Origin of the sequence: Arthrobacter crystallopoietes BAB-32, assembly GCF_000328305.2 — a bacterium.
Taxonomy (GTDB): Bacteria; Actinomycetota; Actinomycetes; order Actinomycetales; family Micrococcaceae; genus Crystallibacter; species Crystallibacter crystallopoietes_A.
In genome coordinates this window covers 1-19,454 of sequence record NZ_ANPE02000165.1, presented here as the reverse complement: position 1 = coordinate 19,454, position 19,454 = coordinate 1, and the positions used below count along the sequence as shown (strand labels likewise).

The following is a 19,454-nucleotide window of genomic DNA, read 5'->3' as shown; positions in this document are numbered from 1 at the left end:
GGTTCCGCCCGGCGCCGGCCGGGGAGGCTGGTTTGCGCGGCTTCCGGACAGCCATCAGTGGCGGCCATCCATGGTCCGGCGGGCGAGGCTGTCCACGAGGACCGCCCCGTACTGGGTGACGTCGCCGGCGCCCACCGTCATCACGATGTCACCCGGCTGCGCACGTCCGGCCACGGCCTGCACGGCCTGCGCGGGATCAGGCTCGTAGCCGCCCGCGGTCTCCAGGCGCCCGGTGATGAGTTCACTCGTCACGCCGGGAATTGGATCTTCGCGCGCCGGGTAGATGTCCAGCACAGCCACGCTGTCGGCCAGCGACAGGGCTCGGGCGAATGCCGCCGCAAACTCCCTGGTGCGCGAAAACAGGTGCGGCTGGAAGAGCACATGGACCTGGTGGCCCTGTGCGACCTCGCGGGCCGCCCGCAGTGCCGCCTCGACCTCGGTCGGATGGTGGGCGTAATCGTCGAAGACCCGGACTCCGCCTGCCTCTCCACGGGCCTCGAACCGCCGGGCGGCGCCGGTAAACCGGGCCAGTCCGGCCGCGGCGGCTTCCGGTTCCAGCCCGACGCTCAGTCCGGCGGCGAAGGCAGCTGCGGCATTGCGGATATTGTGCTCGCCCGGCACCTGCAGCGTCAGCTGCTGCGTCCCGCCCCCGAAGGCCAAGATGCTGCTGCTCGAGGCGGCGTCGAAGCGGCTGTCCAGGATGCGCACGTCCGCGTCGTCGGCGTAGCCGTAACCGACGATCCGCTGCCCTGCTCCTGCGCTCCGGAAACGGCCCGCCAGCTCGCGGGCGCCCGGATCGTCAATGCAGGCGATCAGCACGCCGTCCGGCGGCAGGAGCGCTGCGAAGCTGTCGAAGGAGGCGTAAACCGATTCGGCCGTCCCGTAGTGGTCCAGGTGGTCCGCCTCGACATTGGTGACGATGATGATCTTCGGCAGGTAGTTGAGGAAGGAGCCGTCAGATTCGTCGGCTTCAGCCACAAAGAGTCCGCCGCTGCCATGCGCGGCGTTGACGCCCAAAGCGGCCACGTCGCCGCCGATCGCGAAGGAGGGCTCGCGCCCGGCGCTCTGCAGCATGACGGTGACCATCGCCGTCGTCGTTGTTTTCCCGTGGGTACCGGCGACGGCGATGAGTTCCTGCGAACCCATCGCCGATGCCAGGGCCACCGAACGGTGGATGATGTTCAGTCCCGCCGCGGCGGCAGCCTGCAGCTCCGGGTTGTCGGGCCTGATCGCCGTGGAGACAACCACAGTGTCGGCGCCGGCCACGTGGGCTGCCTCGTGCCCGATATGGACCGTCGCGCCGAGGTCGCGCAGCTGGCCGACGGTCCGGGAGTCCTTATTGTCCGAGCCCGAGACAGCCACGCCGCGGGCCAGCAGGATCCGGGCGATGGCGGACATGCCCGCGCCGCCGATACCGACGAAGTGGACCCGGCCGAGGTCTTCGAAGGCCAGTCGGCGGGTGGTGTGGAAATCAGTGGCTTTCATCGGTCTCCCTCCCCTGCGGCCTGCTGCACCATCTTGGCCATGCGCTGGTCCGCGTCGCGGATGCCCAGGCTTCGACCTGCGGCGGACATCGCCTCCAGTTTTGCCGGGTCCTGCAGCAGCGCCGGCACGTGCCCGGCGACCCATTCGGCTGTGAATTCCTGGTCCCGGACCAGGACGGCGCCGCCGGCAGCGACCAAATCGGCCGCGTTCAGGGCCTGCTCACCGTTGCCGTGCGGCAGCGGCACGAGGACCGCGGGCAGTCCGACGGCGGCCACCTCGCATACCGTGGCGGCGCCGGCACGGGCCAGCAGCAGGTCCGCGGCGGCATAGACGTCCTCCATCCCGTCCACGTACTCCACCTGCCGGTAAGCCGGTGCGGTGACCGGAACCCCGGCCGGATCGAGCAGCTGCTTGCCGCGGCCGGTGATGTGCAGGGTCCGGATGCCGGCGTCCGCGAGCAGGTGCAGGGACCGGGACACTGTGCGGTTGATGCTGGCTGCCCCGGAGGAGCCGCCGGTGACAATCAGCGTCGGCTTGTCCGGTTCGAGCCCAAGCCGTTCCCTCGCCTGGGTCCGGCTGGCACCCCGGTCCAGCGATGAAATCTCGGTCCGCATCGGCATGCCGACCCAGACGGCGTCCGGCAGTTTGGTGCTCTGGAAGGCCACCGCCACATGGTCCGTCAGCCGGGCACCCACGCGGTTGGCCAGTCCGGGCCGCGCGTTGGCCTCGTGGATAACGATCGGCACGTTGGCCTGGCGCGCGGCGATATACATCGGTGTGCTGACATAGCCGCCCACGCCCACTACGACGTCCGCCCCGGCGCCTTCAATGATCCTGCGCGCCTGCCGCACTGCAGCGCCGAACTTGAACGGGAGCTTGAACAGGTCCAGCGAGGGGCGCCGCGGCAGGGGTACCCGCTCGATGGTTGCCAGTTCGAACCCGGCCGCCGGTACGAGCCGGGTCTCCATTCCGGCGGCCGTTCCCACCGCCAGGATCCTGGCGTCGGGCACGTCGGTCCGGATGGCGCGCGCGATAGCCAGCAAGGGGCTGATGTGCCCGGCTGTCCCGCCGCCGGCGAGCACCACGGAAAGGCTCGGGGTCTTCATGTTCGTACTTGGGTACCTTCTGTTTCGGAACGGATCTTGCGCACGGCGACGCGGTTCAGGCCCGCTTGGCCTTCTTGGGGACCTTGGGCCGTTTTGCGTCCGTACGCGCAAAGGACAACAGTACCCCCACCGCCGCCAGTGTAATGGTCAGCGCCGAGCCGCCGTAGGAAATGAACGGCAGCGGAACGCCGATCACCGGCAGCAGCCCGGTGACCACGCCCATGTTGACGAAGGCCTGCCCGATGATCCACACCATGATGGAACCGCCGAAGATCCGCACGAACGGATCGTTCCGGCGCATGACCGTTCGGACAATGGCGACGGCGAGGATGCCGAACAGCGCGACCACCACCAGGGTGCCGAGCAGGCCGAGTTCCTCGCCGATGATGGCGAAGATGTAGTCGTTGTGCGCTTCCGGAATCCAGCTGTATTTCTGCCGGCTCTGTCCCAGGCCCACACCCCACCAGCCGCCGGAGGCAAGGGCGAAGAGGCCGTTGCAGGACTGCATGTTCAGCCGGTGGTGTCCTCGCAGCTCTGGTCGAGCCACATGGTGATTCGGGCCACGCGGTTGGGACTGGTGATGGCCATCAGCAGCACGCACCCCACTGCCACGGCGCCGGCCACCACGAACAGCTTCATCCGGGCGCCGCCGAAGAACAGCGCGCCGGCCATGATGAGCATGATGATCATCGCGGTGCCAAGGTCGTTTCCGGCGAGGACCAGCAGCACCACCAGGCCGCCCACCGGCAGCACCGGCACAATCAGGTGTTTCCATTCGTGCAGCAATGGCCCCTTGCGCACCATGACGCAGGCGATCCACAGTCCCAAGGCCAGCTTGGCGGCCTCGGAGGGCTGGGCAGTAACTCCCCCGCCCAACTGGATCCAGTTGCGGTTGCCGTTGACGTTGACGCCGAGCGGCGTGAACACGAGGACCAGCAGCGCCAGCGACAATCCGAGGGCCGGCCAGCCCAGCTTCTTGTAGGTCGGTACGGAAAAGCGCGAGAGCAGGAGCATCAGGGCGATGCCGCCCGCGGCGAACATGCCCTGTTTCATGAACAGGTCGAACGGCGACGCGCCCTCGGCGATCGACTCGACGGCCGAGGAGGAAAGCACCATCAGCAGGCCGATGGCCGTCAGCGCGAGTGCCGAGCCGAGGATCAGATAGTAGCTGAAGCCGGACGGATCCCGGTCCGCCCCCTCGGCCCGGTCCAGCAGAGTCTTGAGCCTGACAAGCCAGGCCGCGCGCGGCGGCCGGTGCAGTGGTGCCGGTCCCTGCGCCCCGGCCGTTGCCGCAGCGTTGGCTGCTGGCTTCGACGCCGGTTTCCGGGCTGTGCCCCGGAGAGGCGTGGTGACCATGAAAGCTCCTTACCCGGTCTGTGCCGGTCCTTCCCCAAGACCGCGGACGGCTTCAATGAATGCGTTGCCGCGGTCCGCATAGGACTTGAACTGATCCATCGAGGCAGCCGCCGGGGCCATCAGGACCGTATCGCCGTCGGCAGCGATGCGTGCCGCCTCCTGGACCGCACGGGCCATGACCCGGTGGCCTTCGGCCGGCGCCTGTCCCGTCCCGCCAGGCTGCTCTTCTTCAGTGTCTCGCGGCGGCACGGCGATTACCGGGACATCCGGCGCGTGTCGCGTGAGCGCAGCCATCAGGTCACCGCTGTCCGTCCCAATAACGACGGCGGCCTTCAGCCTAGGTGCGTGCGTCACCACGAGTTCGGTGTAGTCGACCCCCTTGGAGAGGCCGCCGGCGATCCAGACGACGGAGCTGAAGGACGCCAGGGAAGCGGCCGCGGCATGCGGATTCGTGGCCTTGGAATCGTTGATCCACAGCACGCCCTGCCGTTCCGCAACCTTCTGGATCCGGTGTGCCCCCGGGTCGAAGTTCCGGATGCCTTCGCGGACCGCGGCTGGTTCCACACCGTAGGCCCGGACGAGGGCGGCCGCCGCCAGTGCGTTGGCGACCAGATGCCGCGGCGCAACCTCGCCGAGGTCGGAAATGGCAGCCAGTTCGGCGGCCGAATCCTTGCGCTGTTCGATGTACGCCCGGTCCACCAGCAGGTTCTCGACCACGCCCATCATGCTGATCGCCGGCATTCCGGTGGTGAACCCGATGGCGCGGCAGCCCTCCACTACGTCGGCTTCCTCGACCATCGCTTCAGTTTCGCGCTGCTCGGCGTTGTAGACGCAGGCGACGCGGGTGTTGGCGTAGATCTTTGCCTTGTCCGCCAGGTAGTTCTCGTAGGAGCCATGCCAGTCCACATGGTCCTGGGCGACGTTGAGGCACACACTGGCCAGCGGCGACAGCGAATGCGACCAGTGCAGCTGGAAACTGGAGAGTTCGACGGCGAGCACATCGTAGCCCTGCGGGTCCCGGACCGCGTCCAGCACGGGCGTGCCGACATTGCCGGCGGCGATGGCGCGGAGGCCGGCGGCCTGCAGCATCGACGCCGTCAGGCCCACCGTTGTGGTCTTGCCGTTCGTGCCGGTGATGACCAACCATTCAGCCGTCCGTCGGCCTGCGCGCTCCCTGACCCGCCAGGCGAGCTCCACATCGCCCCAGATGGGGATGCCGGCGGCAGCGGCGGCAGCCAGCAGCGGCTGCTGCGGGCTCCAGCCCGGCGAGGTCACGACCAGCTCGGCCGCCTCGCCGTCCACCAGCGGCAGGCTCCCGGAGTGCGCGCCGCCGAGCAGCACTTGGTGCGCGCCGACGATGTCCAGGGTGTCCGCCTTCGCCCGGTTCTCCTCGGAATCGCTCGCGTCCACCACGACGACTTTGGCCCCGAGCTCGATCAGGGTGTCTGCCGCGGCGAAGCCGCTCAGCCCGATCCCGGTGACCACCACGCGCAGTCCCGTCCAGTCGGCGTCCCAAGAGGTCAGGGTGTCAAGCCGATTTCCGGAAGTGTTCATAGTCCCACTACCCATTCCGCGTAGAACATGCCCAGGCCGGCTGCAACACAGAGTCCGGCGATGATCCAGAAGCGGACCACCACGGTGACTTCGGCCCAGCCCTTGAGTTCGAAGTGGTGCTGCAGCGGGGCCATCTTGAACACCCGCTTGCCGCCACTGAGCTTGAAGAAAGCCACCTGGATGATGACCGACAGCGTGATCAGCACGAACAGGCCGGCGAGCACCACGAGCAGCAGCTGCGTGCGCGAAAGAATCGCGAACCCGGCGATCGCGCCGCCGATGGCCAGCGAACCGGTGTCGCCCATAAAGATCTTGGCAGGCGAAGTGTTCCACCAGAGGAAGCCGACCAGCGCACCCATCAACGCACCTGCCAGCAGGGCAAGGTCCAGCGGATCCCGCACTTCATAGCAGACCTCGCCCGGAACCTTGACGGAACCGCAGGCCTGGTTGAACTGCCAGATTCCCATCAGCATGTAGGCCGCAAACACCATGACCGCGGCGCCGGCGGCCAGGCCGTCCAGGCCGTCCGTGAGGTTCACGCCGTTGGTGGCGGCGGTGACGATGAGATTGGACCAGATGACGAACAGGATGACCCCCAGCACCGTCCCGCCGAAGGCCAGGTCCAGCCACGGGATGTCCCGGACCAGCGAAATGTTCGTCGAGGCCGGGGTCCGCCCCGCGCTGTCGGGGAAATTCAGCGCCAGCACCGCGAACGCCACGCCGACAATGCCCTGTCCCAGGATCTTCTGCCAGGCCCGCAGGCCCAGGCTCTGCTGCTTCGAGATCTTCAGGTAATCGTCGAGGAAGCCGACCAGTCCCATGCCGGCCATGAGCAGCAGCAGCACCAGGCCGGATGCAGTTGGCCCCGAATGGTCCTGGTTGATCAGCCACTCCACCAGGTGCGTCAGCAGGTAGGAGGCGACCACCGACGCCACGATCACGGCACCGCCCATGGTGGGTGTGCCGCGCTTCGTGTGGTGCGATGTCGGGCCGTCGTCGCGGATGAACTGGCCGTAGCCTCTGCGCACGAGCAGCTTGATGAACAGCGGGGTGCCGACAAGGGCCAGCACCAGGGAAACAGCCGCTCCGATGAGCAGGGCGATCATGCGGGCAGGCCTTCCTGAGCTGACGTGGTGCCGGCGGGTCCGGCAGCTTCGGCCACCCGGTCCCCGAGGAGCCGCAGTCCGGCTCCGTTGGATGATTTGAAGAGCACCAGGTCGCCCGGCGCCAGCTCGTCCTGCAGCACCCGGAAGGCGTCATCGGCGGTCTCGACGAACAGGGATTCGTCCCCCCAGGAGCCTTCCATCACGGCGGCGTTGTGCATCGCCTTGGCGCCGGCCCCCACGACGATCAGCTTGGCGATGTTCAGCCGCACCACGATCCGGCCGATCGCATCGTGTTCCAGGACCGAGTCCTCGCCCAGTTCCAGCATCTCCCCCAGGACGGCCCAGGTCCGGCGTCCTTCGCCGCGGCCCAGCTCAGCCAGGGTGCGCAGCGCGGCCCGCATCGATTCGGGATTGGCGTTGTAGGCATCGTTGATCACCGTCACACCGTCCGGGCGCTCGGTACGCTCCATCCGCCACCGGCTCGCAGGCCCCTTGCCGTTGAGGCCGGAAGCGATCAGCTCGGCGCTTATTCCCATCGACCAGGCGGCGGACGCGGCGGCCAGCAGGTTGGACAGATGGTGGCTGCCAATCAGGCCAGACTGGATGCGGCTGCGGGTGCCGTCGGGGAACTCCAAGGTGAATTCGGGGTGTCCGGCAGCTGTGGTGCCAACGTCCGTCGCGCGCAGCACTTCGGCGCCGGGCGTCTCCGGCACGAAGTCCGGGTCGGCGCTGAAGTAGAGCTGCCTGGCCTTGGTCCGCGTGTGCATGGCCCGGACGCGCTGGTCGTCTGCGTTCAGCACGGCCGTACCGTCCGCGTCCAGCGCCTCGACGAGTTCGCCCTTCGCCCGCGCGATATTCTCCACCCCGCCGAACTCACCGGCGTGCGCGGACCCAACGCCAAGTACGACGCCGGTCTGCGGCTTGACCATGTCCGTCAGGTAAGTGATGTGGCCCACGCCCGTGGCCCCCATCTCGACCACCAGGTACCTGGTGTCGAAGCCGGTGTTGAAGATGGTCAGCGGGACGCCGACCTCGCCGTTGTACGAGCCGACCGGAGCCACCGTCGGGCCTGCCTGGGCCAGGATGCCGGCCAGCAGGTCCTTGGTCGTGGTCTTGCCGGCGCTGCCGGTGATCCCCACGATCTCCAGCGGCCCGTTGGCCCGCAGCCGGTCCAGGATGCCGGAGGCGATCGCGCCCATGGCAACCACAGTGTCCTCGACGATGACCTGCGGCAGGACGCGGCCGCCGTCGTCCGTAATTTCATGCTCCGTCAAGGCCAGCACGGCCCCGGCTTTGAAAGCCGGCAGCACGAAGCGGTGCCCGTCCGTGCTCTCCCCCGGCTTGGCAACGAACAGGGTTCCCGGACCGGCCTCGCGCGAATCGGTCACCGCGGAATCCACCGTCACGGATGCGGTTTCCACGGCATTATCGACCGGCTCCCCCACGATCCGGCCAGCGGTCATTGCCGCGATTTCGGCTGCAGTAAGTTCAATCATGACGATCTAGGACTCTACCCCGTCCATGCCAAGGGCAGGGAATCCGTGCCGGAGCAACGCCTGCCGCAGTTCCACCCGGTCATCGAGCGCCAGGTTGACGCCCTTGACCTCCTGCCAAACCTCATGTCCGCGCCCGGCGACCAGCACGGTATCCCCCGGCGCCGCCAGCGATACGGCATGGTCAATCGCGTCCCCACGTGGGAAAACTTCGAGTACCTGGGTTGCCAGCCCCTCTGCGCGGACTGCCTCTTCGGCACCAGCGAGGACCTCGCTCCGGATGGTCTGCTCATCCTCCCCGTGCGGGTCATCGTCTGTGACAATAACGACGTCGGCAAGCCGGGCCGCGATCGCTCCCATCAGCGGGCGTTTGGTCTGGTCGCGGTCCCCGGTGGCGCCGAAGACGACAATAACCTTCGCCCCCTCCTCCGGCCGGCGAACCGAGGCCAGCGTCCGCTCCAGGGCGTCCGGATTATGGGCGAAATCGACGATGCCGGCCGGTTCCGTGCCGATGACCTGCATCCGGCCGGGAACTTCCACCGTGAGCGGGTCGGCCGAGTCGAGGGCGCGCTGCAGTTCTGCTGCGGACACGCCGGCGGCGAGGACCATGACGAGCGCCAGCGCGGCGTTGGAGACGTTGAAGGAGCCGGGCAGTCCGGTGTGGGCCCGCAGCACCTGCTCCTGGGGTCCATGAAGTTCGAAACTGTGCCCCAGTCCCGACCGCTGCACCGCGCGGACCTGCCAGTCTGCCGGGATACTGCCGTGCGTGGACAACGTGAGCGTGTCCACGCCCGAGCCCTCTGCCAGCCGCCTGCCCCATTCGTCGTCCACGCACACCACGGCCCGGCGCGCCCGCTGCGGAGTGAACAGGGCCGCCTTGGTGAGGAAGTACTCGTCCATGCTGCCGTGCAGGTCCAGGTGGTCCTGGGTGAGGTTGGTGAAGCCGGCGACGTCGAAGCGGACGCCGTCCACGCGGCGGTAGGAGATTGCATGCGAGGACACTTCCATCGCTGCCGCATCCAGTCCAAGCTCGCGCATGCGTCCCAGGATGCCGTGCACCTGCGGTGACTCTGGCGTGGTCAGGGCGCTGGGAATGGGCTCCGTTCCCGCCACGATCTCGATGGTGCCGATAAGCCCGGTAGTCCTGCCGAGCGCTTTGAGCAGCGAGTTGACGAAGTAGGTTGTGGTCGTCTTGCCGTTGGTCCCCGTAACGGCAAACAGCTGCGGCCTCGCTCCCGCCGGAGGCTGGCTGCCGAAGATCCCGGCGGAGAGCGGTCCGACCAGGTCGCGCAGGTTGCCGGCGGTCAGAACCGGCACCCCGCGAAGGTTCGCTGGTTCCATAAGCCGCAGACCGTCGTCGTCCGTTAAGATGGCCGCGGCTCCGGCGGCCGCTACCTGGCCCGCGAACTCGGCACCGTGGCAGTTGGCACCGCCCAATGCCACGTACAGGTCTCCGGGTTCGACGCTGCGGGAGTCCATCGAAATGCCGGTGACCTCGGTTTCCCAGTCCACTTCCGGTCCTGCCGACAAGGGCCGGAATCCGGCGTCGGCCAGCACCTGCTGCAGGCTGCGCAAGGTGACCGGTTCGACCAGTTCGGGCCTCATGGGCGAGGTGGACCGGCGCGGCGGACGGGAGGTGGTGCTCACGAAGTTCTCCAGGATCATTACTTAAGCGGGAGTTTGACCGGTTTGGTCGTGGACGGCGGGACGTTGTAGGTGCTGAGCACCTGGCTCATCACCTTCTTGAAGACCGGTCCGGCAGTCAGCGAGAATACCCCGCCTTCCGGCCGCTGGATGGTGGCGACCACGACGTACTCCGGGTCCTCCATCGGCGCGATGCCCGCGTAGGAGATGGTGTAGCCGCTGAACCCGCCGTCCTCGGAAGGGGCCTCGGCCGTACCGGTCTTGGCCCCCATCCGGTAGTCCTCAACTTTACCCGGCAGGCCGCCGCCCTGATTCGCCATCGTCTCGAGCATGTCCTGGACCTGATCCGCAGTCTTGCCGGACACCGCACGGGACCCGTCCGCCCGAGGCACGACATGTTCGGTGCCGTCCGGGTCGATGTAGGCATCGATCAGCCGCGGTTCCATCCGGACGCCGCCGTTGGCGATGGTGGCGTACGCAACGGCGGTGTGCAGAGCAGTCTGCGCCAAGCCCTGGCCGAAGAGGACGGTGAATTCCTGCCGGCCGTCCCACTGTTCGGGCGGCGCCAGGAGACCTGCAGTGGTGCCCTGGATGCCGATGTCGAACCGCTGGCCGACTCCGAATCGCCGCAGATAGTCGTAGCGCTGCTGGCGGGTCAACTGCTCGCCAATCATGACCGTGCCGGTGTTGAGCGATCTGGCGAAAATTCCTGCAGTCGTGACGGTCTCGGTGCCGTGCGGAAGGGCGTCGGTGAAGGTCTGACCGTTGACCGTGTACTTCGGCGGAATCTTGTATTCGGTGGTCGGCGTCGTAATGCCTTCTTCGATGGCCGCCGCCATGGTGATCATCTTCGTGGTCGAGCCGGGCTCGAAGGCTCGTGTGGCGGCGAAGGACTGCCGCATGCCGTCCTTGGTGGCGCCCGGATCGTTGGGATCGACCGTGTTCGAGTCAGCCAGGGCGATGATGTCGCCGGTCTTGGCGTTCATGACCACGATAGTGCCGTAGTCGGCGCTGTACTCCTTGACCTGGGCCGCGATCGCTTCCTGGGCGTACCACTGCAGGTCGGAATTGAGCGTCAGCCGCACACTCTGCCCGTCCTCGGCCGGAGTCTCCTCATTCGTGGCGACCGGGATGCGGATGCCGTCGGCACCGATTTCGAATGTCCGCTCTCCGGGCGTGCCCTGCAGCTGTTCCTGCTGGGTGGCTTCAATCCCCTCGAGCGGGCTGCCATCGGACCCCAGGAAGCCGACGATCGAGCCGGCAACCTCGCCCATCGGATAGCTTCGCGTCGTTGTCTCGCGCGACTGGATTCCGGGGAAAGCCAGGTTCTCCACTTTCTCCTGGACGTCCGGCGTCACTGATTTGGCAACGTAGTTGAAGGGCTTGTCCCCCACCACGGCTTTCGCGACCGTCTCTTCGTCCTGGCCGAGAATGCCGGCCAGCTTCTTGATTTCGCCCTCGATCTGGATCTGCTCGAGCTGCTTGGTTTCCGGATCGAACCGCTCGAAGTCCTCGACCAGGCGCTGGTCCACGACAATGTCGAAGCGCTGGACGCTGCGGGCCAATACCGTATTCCCAGCGTCCAGAATGTCGCCGCGCAGCGCCGGGATTTCGGCAGTACGCAAGCGCTTGTCAACGGCGGCCTGCGCCATGCCCGCAGTATCCAGTCCCTGGAGCTGGAAGAGCCTGGCGCCGAGAATAACGAGCAGGACCAGCACCATGGCCAGTCCTGCCCGCAATCTTCTTGCTGTCACCTGTGCCCGCTGACTGTCTTGGATGTTGGCCTTACCAGCTGCCACTACTGATCCTCGCGTGTCCTCACGGGCTTGTCGTTCTACTGCCCTGTCTTCTGCTTCGGAGCTGGAATCGTTCCGCCGTTGAGCTCAGCTTCGCTGAACGTCTGGACTTTCGGTTCGTCAGCCGCTCTTTCCCGGTCAGCCGGCGCAGGCTTCTTGTCCTGCGCAGCCGCCGGCGGTTCCTCCTCCTGCACTGGCGCCGCCAGCTTCTTCGCCTCCGGCGACGCTGCGGCCGGCGCCTGGACCGGAAGTTCGGGCCGCTCGACCAGCTGCTTCGGTGCGGACCCTTCCTTCGCGGCCTCAGGCTTTCCGCTGACCTTCATGGTCTCGAGGTCAATCGAACCAACGGAAGGAGAAACCACCATTCCCAATTCTGCCGCTTCGGCAGCCAAATTCTGGGGAGCCTGGCGGTTCTCGAGCTGCTGTGTCAGTTTTTCGTTCTGCTGGGCCAGCGCAACTTGCTCTCCGCGCAGCTGCACAATTTCATACTGGCCGCCCGATACCGAGATGTTCAGCATCAGCACGCATCCGAGCGCGGCCACCAGCACGGCAAAACAGAAAACGGCGAAGGGTATCCGCTTTCGGGCAGGACCGGCCGAAACGACGGACAACGGGACACGGCGCGGCTCAGCCTGCTTCGGCTGGCTCTGGCCGCCGCTGAGCACACGCGCCGAGCTTCCGTGCACGTAGGTTTCTGCGGCCGGCCTCGCACTGCGGGCTGTCACGCTCATGATGCACTCCTGTTCCGAATCCGCTCTACCGCCCGCAGCCTGGCCGAAGCCGCCCGCGGATTTTCCTCGATCTCTGCCGCCGTAGGCACTTCCGTGCCTCTGGTCAACGTCTTCAGCTGCGCCTTGTGCTCCTCCAGCTCCACCGGGAACCCGACGGGAGCAGACGACTTAGAGCCTGCGGCGAAGAAGCTCTTCACGATCTTGTCTTCCAGGGAGTGGTAGGACATGACGACGACGCGGCCGCCCAAGGCCAGCACGTTGAGCGCTGCCGGAATTGCACGCTCGAGGACGTCCAGCTCCTCATTCACTTCGATGCGCAGCGCCTGGAAAGTCCGTTTGGCCGGATGCCCGCCTGTGCGAGCAGCGGCCGCCGGCACCACACCGCGGATGACATCAACCAGCTCGCCGGTCGTCGACAGCGGGGCTTTCTCCCGCGCCTGGACGATGCCCGCGGCGATCCTGCCGGCAAACTTCTCCTCGCCCCACTTGCGGATGATGCGGACCAGGTCCTCCTGGGGATAGGTATTGACCACATCCGCCGCCGTCGGCCCCGTGCTGGTGTCCATGCGCATATCCAGCGGGGCATCGTAGGAATAGGCAAACCCGCGGTCCCGCTCGTCCAACTGCAACGAGGAAACGCCCAGGTCGAACAGGACGCCGTCGACAGCTACAAACCCCAAATCGCGTACGACGTCGTCAATCTCGTCGTACACCGCGTGCACCAGGTCCGTACGGCCGGCGAATCGCGCCAAGCGGCTGCCGGCCAGTGCCAGGGCCTGCTCATCCCGGTCGATGCCAACGAGGTGGAGTTGCTCGAACCTGGTCAGCAGCGCCTCCGAGTGCCCGCCCATGCCCAGCGTCGCATCAACGACGACGGCACGGCCCGTGCTCTCGATGGCACGTTCGATCGCGGGAGCCAGCAGGTTGATGCAGCGGTCGCGCAGCACGGGGATGTGGCGGTCCTCCGCGGGACGCTCATCGCTCATGCCGGCTGCTCCTTGTAGCTGTATTGGCGAATGCTTGGCCTTTAAACCCGACGATTCTTGGACCGGATCCCCATCCGCGCCTGGCCCGTTCCGCCTGGCTCCGGGGAAGGTGAGCCAGGTGGCACGCACTGGGCGGCTGGAGATCCCATTCAAGAATCTGCCGTATTTCTCTTGTCCTGACGGCTGTCAGAAGATTCCTGGTATTGCGTCTTCATCCGTATCGGAGAAGGCGGCTTCCTTCTCCGCGAGGTACTCGGACCATGCCTGGGCGTCCCAGATCTCGGCCCGGGTTCCGGCACCGATCACGGCCAGTTCACGGTCCAGTCCTGCGTAAGCGCGGAGCGCGGGCGGAATCGTGACCCGGCCCTGCTTATCAGGCACCTCGTCAGAGGCTCCGGACAGGAAAACCCGAATGTAGTCGCGGGCTTGCCGCGACGAGATGGGCGCCTTGCGCATTTCGTCATGCACCCGTTCGAATTCCCGCTGGCTGAAGATGTAGATGCAACGCTCCTGGCCTCGTGTCAGCACCAGGCCGTCTGCCAGCTCCTCACGGAACTTGGCCGGAAGAATCAAGCGCCCCTTCTCGTCGAGCCGTGGCGTGTGCGTTCCGAGGAACATCGCCACCGCCTTGCCGATAGGAGGAGTCCGTCAGCTCCCTGCGTCCACCACTACCCTCTGATGTCCTCCACTTTACTCCACAATCCACCACCGTCAACCCTAAAAGGCCCTTCTTTGGGAAAACCTTGAACCTTCAAAGCGTCTTGGAGGCGCGGATTGGTGCGGAACACGGCCAGGTGGTGGAAAGTGGAGGGCTTGGGGCCCGAGTGGGCGGCTGGAACCCTGTACACCCTCGCGCCTGGGTGCGCACGACCGGTTAAAGTGCGAAAGACCCGTCTTATGACGGGTCCTTCAAACGGATGGTTCCCTCTCGGGGAGGGAAGTGGAGGGCAGGCGCTAGCGGTCGTCCCCCTGGCGGCGTTCGTCCCATTTCTCCTCGAGCGAGGACATGAATCCGCCGTTCTTGGCCGGCTTGGACTTGCGTCCTGCCGAACCGGCCTTGCCACCGGGCCGCCTGCTCGTGGCCCAGTAGACTCCGGCACCCATGACCAGGAAACCAAGGACACCCAGAGCAATGATCTGGCTCGAAATACCAATCAAAAGAATCAGGATTCCGGCCACAGCAACCAGTGACCCCACCACGATCTGGCGGGTCGAAAGCGACCGCCCTGCGGCCGACTCCATGTGGCTGGCAAACTTCGGATCATCGGCATGCAACTGCTGCTCCAGCTGATCCAGCAGCCGCTGCTCATGCTCTGAGAGTGGCATCTGAGTCTCCTTCTTTCCGTCCCCCACGTCCGCCATATCGTCAAACGCGCAGCTTCGGCAAAGAGTTCCGGAAACTTGTATCCGTGCCACCTTGCCTTACTACTAAGGATAGATTGCAATCGACGCATTCAAAAGCTGGACGGCGGTATTGCGGCGGGCCACAGCACCCAACTGAGGCGGCGCCTCCAAGGCCCGCTGGTCAGGGGCGGCCCGGTGGCCCTGCAGGGCTCTCGGGACGGTCCGGGCGGGCGAGCAATGAAGCCGGGAGCACGCCGCCTGCGCCGTACTTTCGGTTCACTTCATCCAGCGCCGCCTCCGCACTGCGCCAGCTGTCCTCGCTGCCGTCGAAACTGAGCTGATATCCGCCGGAAGCCGGCTCCAGCAGCTCGGCCCGAAGGCCGATCAAACGCACGGCCATGGGACGGGCCCCAAGCGCGGAGAGCTGTGCGACAACCGCCGTATGCAATTCATGCGCACTGTCGGCTGGTTCCCTCAGCCTCCGCGACCGGGTCAAGGTCGTAAAGTCCGCATACCGCAGCTTCAGCGCGACCCCGCGGCACTGCAGGCCGGAGGAACGCAGCCGCACCGCTGTCCGGTGCGCCAACCGAAGCAGCTCACGCTCAAGCACGGCTGTGTCGTCCACATCATGGGCGAACGTCTCTTCTGCGCCGATGCTCTTTTCCACCCGCTCCGGAGTGACGCTCCGGTCATCGATCCCCCAGGCGAGGCGGTGCACATGCTCGCCAACGGCACCGAGCAGCCGCTTGAGAGCGGGTTCCGGAGTGCTGGCCAGCTCCGCAACCGTCCTGATCCCTTGCCGCGCCAAAACGGCGCTGGTCTTCGCTCCGACGCCCCAGAGGGCGTCCACCGGGAGGGTATGCAGGAATTGGACAGTCCGCTCCGCCGGAATCTGGAGCAGCCCGTCCGGTTTGGCATGGGTCGAGGCGATCTTGGCCACGAACTTGCTCGAAGCAATTCCGACGGTCGCCGGGATCCCGATTTCCCGGCGGATGGTCCGGCGGATCAAGCGTCCTATCTCCAAGGGCTGCCCCAGCCGCCTGACGGCACCTGTGATATCGAGGAACGCCTCGTCGACGCTGAGCTGCTCGACGTCGGGAGTAATGGTGCGGAAGATCTCCATGATTCGGGACGACGCGTCCTGGTACTTCCCATGATGCGGAGGGATGACCGCTGCCTGAGGGCACAGCTGCCGCGCCCGCGCCATCGGCATCGCCGAACGGACTCCAAACTTGCGCGCCTCATAGGACGCCGAGAGCACCACGGAACGGCCGGTTGGCGAGCCCACAATGACCGGCGTTCCGAGCAGCGCCGGCTGTTCGAGCAACTCGACGGAGACGAAGAAGGCGTCCATGTCCACGTGCATGATGATGCGTTCACGCTGCTGGCTTCCTCCCACCCCTTCATCCTAGGCTGATGCCCTGACAGGTACGATGGCTGCTCCGGTGCGACTGGCTAGACTGGTCCGGTACCGCAACGTTGGCCAAGGAGTATGTCTTGCAGCAGTCCCACCGGCACCCCTTCCCAGCCGCCTCCGGGGCACAGGGGGGCGAATCCGTCACCTCAGACCGGGACCCGGCAGTGGAACAGGAGGACTACCGGGACCTGCTGTCTGCGCAGATGCAGGCTTTCCTCGAACTGCAACGAGGGCAACTCCACGAAGTCTCCGGTGATGCGGCCGAGCTGGTTGACGCCATCGCGCAGTTGGCCGAGGGCGGCAAGCGGCTGCGGGCGCTCTTGTCCTACTGGGGCTGGCGCGGTGCTGGCGGCGCGCCGCTTGCCGACGAAGTCGTGCAAGCCGGTGTCGCCATCGAATTGTTCCAGGCGGCGGCCCTGATCCACGACGACATCATTGACCGCTCCGCCACCCGGCGCGGCAAGCCCAGTGTGCACCGCAGGTTCGAACTTAACCACGCCGCCCGCGGCTGGGCGCTCGATCCCGTCCACTATGGGCAGGCCGCTGCCATTCTGTCCGGAGATATGTGCCTGTCCTTCTGTGAAGAAGTGTTTGCAGGAATTGCCGTCCCCAACGCCGCAAGCTCGGCGGCCCGCCGGATCTTCAACCGGATGCGCACAGAGGTCATGGCCGGGCAGTACCTGGATGTCCTCGAGGAGGTCGCCGGTCCCGGCAGGCCGGCCAAGCAGGCGGTGGAGCGGGCGATGCAGATCCTGCGCTACAAGTCGGCGAAGTATTCAACTGAGCACCCCTTGTGCCTCGGTGGTGCACTCGCAGGGGCAGATGCCGGGCTGACAGCGAGCTACTCCGCCTTTGGCCTCCCGCTCGGTGAGGCTTTCCAGATCCGTGACGACGTCCTTGGTGTCTTCGGCGACCCAGCGACCACGGGCAAGCCCGCCGGTGACGACCTGCGGGAAGGCAAGCGCACCGTGCTTGTCGGCCTGGCCTTGAACCGGGCCACGCCGGCGGAAAGGGATTTCCTCCAGGAAAGGCTCGGATCGCCTGATCTCGACGACGACGACGTCATGAGCCTCCGCGGCATTATCGACGGGTGCGGGGCCCTGAGCGAGGCCGAGACCATGATCGCGCGCCTCAGCGCCGATGCCTACCGCGCCCTGGACCTGATGCCGGTGGATGGAACCGTGGCGAAGGCCCTGAGGGCACTGGCAGACCGCGCGGTGCAGCGCAGCGCCTGACCGGACCGGGAGTGCTACCAGGCCAGCGCCTGGGCACGCCTCCGTATCTCCGTCTTCCGACCCTGCCGGAGAGCATCAACGGGACGGCCGGGGAGTGATTCATCCTCGGTGAAGAGCCAGCGCAGGATCTCCACGTCGTTGAACCCGGCGTCCGCGAGTACCGAAATGGTGCCCTTCAGGCTGTCCATAAGGCGATCCTCGATAATGAACTCGGCCGGGACGGCCCTGATATTCCGCTCTCCCACACGCACGGCCACCAGTGCCCGTTCTTCCAGCAGGCTGTGCACCTTCTTGATCGGCAGGTCCAGGCGCTCGGCGACATCGGGCAGCGGCAGCCATTCGGAGATCAGTTCTTCAAGCTCATTCACCTTATAAGCGTGCCACGAGCAGGCCGCCACAGCCTACACGCAACCCGACACGCCACGGCACCTCTTCAACCTTCGAAATCCGCTTTTGTGTTATGCCGATTTCGTGTAGATTCACTCAAGTCACAGTTGTCACACCGACAACAGCTGGCACACTTGCAACAAGTACAACAAGCCTACGGGCCTCGGCAGATGCCGCTGACCACTGATGAGGAAATGTCCATGACTGACCAGCGCCCGTTCTCCAGCAGTCGTGCGCAGGGCCGGACTGCCACACAGTCCTCCCGCGCACTGCTTTCGGCCGCAGCCACTGCGGCCATTCCCGCCGTCGTCCTCTCTTCTGCTGCCTTGGCCGCTCCCGCGCAGGCCGCAGAATTGCCGCCGCGCACCATCCTGCAGCCGAAGCTCGCCGGTCCAGACCTGCCGCTCAACCGGGGTACCGTCATTCCGGCGTCCGAGATGGTGGCGCAGCTTCCGGCCACGCTTCGACCTGCCCTGCAGGCCACGCTGTCTGCGCACACGGTAAAGGCCGGCGACACCATCAGCGGCATCGCAGCCAAGTACGGACTCAGCACCTCTAAGGTGCTGAGCCTTAACGGACTGAGGGCCAACTCGATCATCTATCCGGGCCAGAAGATCAAGCTGGGCGGCTCGCCCGCTGCTTCCGGGGCCGCCTCCGTATCCCGGACGGCCACTTCCGCTAAGAGCTACACGGTCAAGGCCGGAGACACGCTCTCCGGCATCGCGGCCCGCCACGGCATGGGCCTGAGCAAGATCCTCTCCCTGAACGGGTTGAAGGCAACCTCCATCATCTACCCCGGCCAGAAGATCAAGGTCAGCGGAACCGCGGCAGCCAGCCCGTCTCCGGCCAGGACATCGACGGCTTCCACGGTTTCGTCCGCGAAGACCTATACGGTCAAGGCCGGAGACACGCTCTCCGGCATCGCTGCACGCCACGGCATGGGCCTGAGCAAGATCCTCTCCCTGAACGGGCTGCAGGCAACCTCCATCATCTACCCCGGCCAGAAGATCCGGGTCAGCGGAACCGCGGCTGCCGCCGCCACCGCGGCCGGGCCCGCGGCATCCGTCTCTGCTGTTGTACCGGTCGCCAAGACCTACACGGTCAAGGCCGGCGACACGCTGTACGGCATCGCACTGAAGCACAATACGACCCTGAGCAAGCTCCTTCAGTCCAGCGGCCTGAAGTCGACTTCGGTCATCCATCCCGGCCAGAAGATCAAGCTGCCCGGCTCCGGCGGCGGTTCGACAGCTGTATCGGCAGCCACGGCCGGCCAGCTGGTGCCGAATACGTTCCTGCACTACACGTACCCGGACGCGGTGGTGGCCAAAGCCAACGAGAACAAGCGGCTGCTGCTGTCGACGCCCCAGCCGAGCCAGGCTCAGATGAAGGCCATCATTGCGGACACCGCGCGCAGCATGGGCGTCGATCCGGCACTCGCTCTGGCCCATGCCTACCAGGAGTCGGGCTTCCAGCAGACGGCTGTCTCCCCCGCCAACGCCATCGGCGCCATGCAGGTCATCCCGTCCTCCGGGGACTGGGCCTCGGATCTGGTCGGACGCAAGCTGAACCTGCTCGATCCGTACGACAACGCCACCGCAGGCATTGCCATCATCCGCTCGCTGGTCCGCACCAGCGATTCCTTGGACAAGGCGATCGCGTCCTACTACCAGGGCCAGTACTCGGTCTCGAAGAACGGCATGTACGACGACACCAAGGCCTACGTCAAGGCCATCAAGGCGCACATGAAGAACTTCCAGTAACGCGGCGCCGTGGCCACCACGGACCACCTGCGGGGGTTCCGATCGAATGTCGAT

The 19,454-nt window shown here is 66.2% G+C and carries 17 protein-coding genes; 2 read left to right on the top strand and 15 right to left on the bottom strand.

Annotated features, from left to right (window positions below):
• Nucleotides 1-54: 54 nt before the first annotated feature.
• The 14 genes from murC to dinB form a co-directional block, all read right to left on the bottom strand.
• Nucleotides 55-1,485, bottom strand: coding sequence for a UDP-N-acetylmuramate--L-alanine ligase (gene murC / locus D477_RS13530; protein WP_005270073.1), 1,431 nt, complete (start codon nt 1,483-1,485; stop codon nt 55-57).
• Nucleotides 1,482-2,591, bottom strand: coding sequence for an undecaprenyldiphospho-muramoylpentapeptide beta-N-acetylglucosaminyltransferase (gene murG, locus D477_RS13525; protein WP_005270072.1), 1,110 nt, complete (start codon nt 2,589-2,591; stop codon nt 1,482-1,484). Before murG ends, murC begins: the two co-directional genes overlap by 4 nt.
• A gap of 55 nt (nt 2,592-2,646) precedes the next feature.
• A complete protein-coding gene (locus D477_RS23575; protein ID WP_052510788.1) occupies nt 2,647-3,099 on the bottom strand; it encodes an FtsW/RodA/SpoVE family cell cycle protein in 453 nt (150 codons plus the stop codon).
• A gap of 2 nt (nt 3,100-3,101) precedes the next feature.
• The gene (locus D477_RS23570) at nt 3,102-3,947 is read right to left on the bottom strand and encodes an FtsW/RodA/SpoVE family cell cycle protein (RefSeq protein WP_052510787.1); all 846 of its coding nucleotides are present in this window, start codon (nt 3,945-3,947) and stop codon (nt 3,102-3,104) included.
• Nucleotides 3,948-3,956: 9 nt separating this feature from the next.
• Nucleotides 3,957-5,501, bottom strand: coding sequence for a UDP-N-acetylmuramoyl-L-alanine--D-glutamate ligase (gene murD / locus D477_RS13515; protein WP_005270071.1), 1,545 nt, complete (start codon nt 5,499-5,501; stop codon nt 3,957-3,959).
• A complete protein-coding gene (mraY, locus tag D477_RS13510; protein ID WP_005270070.1) occupies nt 5,498-6,607 on the bottom strand; it encodes a phospho-N-acetylmuramoyl-pentapeptide-transferase in 1,110 nt (369 codons plus the stop codon). The genes murD and mraY overlap by 4 nt, the downstream gene beginning before the upstream one ends.
• Nucleotides 6,604-8,103, bottom strand: coding sequence for a UDP-N-acetylmuramoyl-tripeptide--D-alanyl-D-alanine ligase (locus D477_RS13505; protein ID WP_005270069.1), 1,500 nt, complete (start codon nt 8,101-8,103; stop codon nt 6,604-6,606). Before D477_RS13505 ends, mraY begins: the two co-directional genes overlap by 4 nt.
• Before the next feature lie 6 nt (nt 8,104-8,109).
• Nucleotides 8,110-9,765, bottom strand: coding sequence for a UDP-N-acetylmuramoyl-L-alanyl-D-glutamate--2,6-diaminopimelate ligase (locus D477_RS13500; protein WP_005270068.1), 1,656 nt, complete (start codon nt 9,763-9,765; stop codon nt 8,110-8,112).
• Nucleotides 9,765-11,465: a peptidoglycan D,D-transpeptidase FtsI family protein gene (locus tag D477_RS13495; protein ID WP_005270067.1), complete on the bottom strand. Its 1,701-nt coding sequence runs from the start codon at nt 11,463-11,465 to the stop codon at nt 9,765-9,767. Before D477_RS13495 ends, D477_RS13500 begins: the two co-directional genes overlap by 1 nt.
• Before the next feature lie 113 nt (nt 11,466-11,578).
• On the bottom strand, nt 11,579-12,271 hold the full coding sequence (locus tag D477_RS13490; RefSeq protein ID WP_005270066.1) for a hypothetical protein: 693 nt from the start codon (nt 12,269-12,271) through the stop codon (nt 11,579-11,581).
• Nucleotides 12,268-13,257, bottom strand: coding sequence for a 16S rRNA (cytosine(1402)-N(4))-methyltransferase RsmH (rsmH, locus tag D477_RS13485; protein WP_005270065.1), 990 nt, complete (start codon nt 13,255-13,257; stop codon nt 12,268-12,270). Before rsmH ends, D477_RS13490 begins: the two co-directional genes overlap by 4 nt.
• A 186-nt stretch (nt 13,258-13,443) precedes the next feature.
• Nucleotides 13,444-13,875, bottom strand: a complete 432-nt coding sequence (mraZ, locus tag D477_RS13480) for a division/cell wall cluster transcriptional repressor MraZ (protein WP_005270064.1) — start codon at nt 13,873-13,875, stop codon at nt 13,444-13,446.
• 336 nt (nt 13,876-14,211) lie between these two features.
• Complete coding sequence (locus D477_RS13475) at nt 14,212-14,583, bottom strand: DUF3040 domain-containing protein (RefSeq protein ID WP_005270063.1); 372 nt, start codon at nt 14,581-14,583, stop codon at nt 14,212-14,214.
• 199 nt (nt 14,584-14,782) lie between these two features.
• A complete protein-coding gene (gene dinB / locus D477_RS13470) occupies nt 14,783-16,000 on the bottom strand; it encodes a DNA polymerase IV (protein WP_005270062.1) in 1,218 nt (405 codons plus the stop codon).
• A gap of 98 nt (nt 16,001-16,098) precedes the next feature.
• Between dinB and D477_RS13465 the strand changes: the two genes are divergently transcribed.
• On the top strand, nt 16,099-17,253 hold the full coding sequence (locus D477_RS13465; RefSeq protein WP_005270061.1) for a polyprenyl synthetase family protein: 1,155 nt from the start codon (nt 16,099-16,101) through the stop codon (nt 17,251-17,253).
• Nucleotides 17,254-17,267: 14 nt separating this feature from the next.
• Here D477_RS13465 and D477_RS13460 read toward each other — a convergent pair whose 3' ends face one another.
• Nucleotides 17,268-17,621: an Rv2175c family DNA-binding protein gene (locus D477_RS13460; protein WP_005270060.1), complete on the bottom strand. Its 354-nt coding sequence runs from the start codon at nt 17,619-17,621 to the stop codon at nt 17,268-17,270.
• Between the two features lie 219 nt (nt 17,622-17,840).
• On the opposite strand from D477_RS13460, the gene D477_RS13455 reads away from it, so the two are divergent.
• Nucleotides 17,841-19,400, top strand: coding sequence for a lytic transglycosylase domain-containing protein (locus tag D477_RS13455; protein ID WP_005270059.1), 1,560 nt, complete (start codon nt 17,841-17,843; stop codon nt 19,398-19,400).
• Nucleotides 19,401-19,454: the final 54 nt, after the last annotated feature.

Bases quoted from the DNA above. Each gene is read 5' to 3' on its own strand.
- murC (WP_005270073.1), bottom strand. From the start codon at position 1,485: ATGAAAGCCACTGATTTCCACACCACCCGCCGACTGGCCTTCGAAGAC.
- D477_RS13490 (WP_005270066.1), bottom strand. From the start codon at position 12,271: ATGAGCGTGACAGCCCGCAGTGCGAGGCCGGCCGCAGAAACCTACGTG.
- murG (WP_005270072.1), bottom strand. From the start codon at position 2,591: ATGAAGACCCCGAGCCTTTCCGTGGTGCTCGCCGGCGGCGGGACAGCC.
- mraY (WP_005270070.1), bottom strand. From the start codon at position 6,607: ATGATCGCCCTGCTCATCGGAGCGGCTGTTTCCCTGGTGCTGGCCCTT.
- D477_RS13495 (WP_005270067.1), bottom strand. From the start codon at position 11,465: ATGGTGCTGGTCCTGCTCGTTATTCTCGGCGCCAGGCTCTTCCAGCTC.
- D477_RS13500 (WP_005270068.1), bottom strand. From the start codon at position 9,765: ATGATCCTGGAGAACTTCGTGAGCACCACCTCCCGTCCGCCGCGCCGG.
- D477_RS23575 (WP_052510788.1), bottom strand. From the start codon at position 3,099: ATGCAGTCCTGCAACGGCCTCTTCGCCCTTGCCTCCGGCGGCTGGTGG.
- D477_RS13475 (WP_005270063.1), bottom strand. From the start codon at position 14,583: ATGCCACTCTCAGAGCATGAGCAGCGGCTGCTGGATCAGCTGGAGCAG.
- D477_RS13455 (WP_005270059.1), top strand. From the start codon at position 17,841: ATGACTGACCAGCGCCCGTTCTCCAGCAGTCGTGCGCAGGGCCGGACT.
- D477_RS23570 (WP_052510787.1), bottom strand. From the start codon at position 3,947: ATGGTCACCACGCCTCTCCGGGGCACAGCCCGGAAACCGGCGTCGAAG.
- D477_RS13505 (WP_005270069.1), bottom strand. From the start codon at position 8,103: ATGATTGAACTTACTGCAGCCGAAATCGCGGCAATGACCGCTGGCCGG.
- rsmH (WP_005270065.1), bottom strand. From the start codon at position 13,257: ATGAGCGATGAGCGTCCCGCGGAGGACCGCCACATCCCCGTGCTGCGC.
- murD (WP_005270071.1), bottom strand. From the start codon at position 5,501: ATGAACACTTCCGGAAATCGGCTTGACACCCTGACCTCTTGGGACGCC.
- mraZ (WP_005270064.1), bottom strand. From the start codon at position 13,875: ATGTTCCTCGGAACGCACACGCCACGGCTCGACGAGAAGGGGCGCTTG.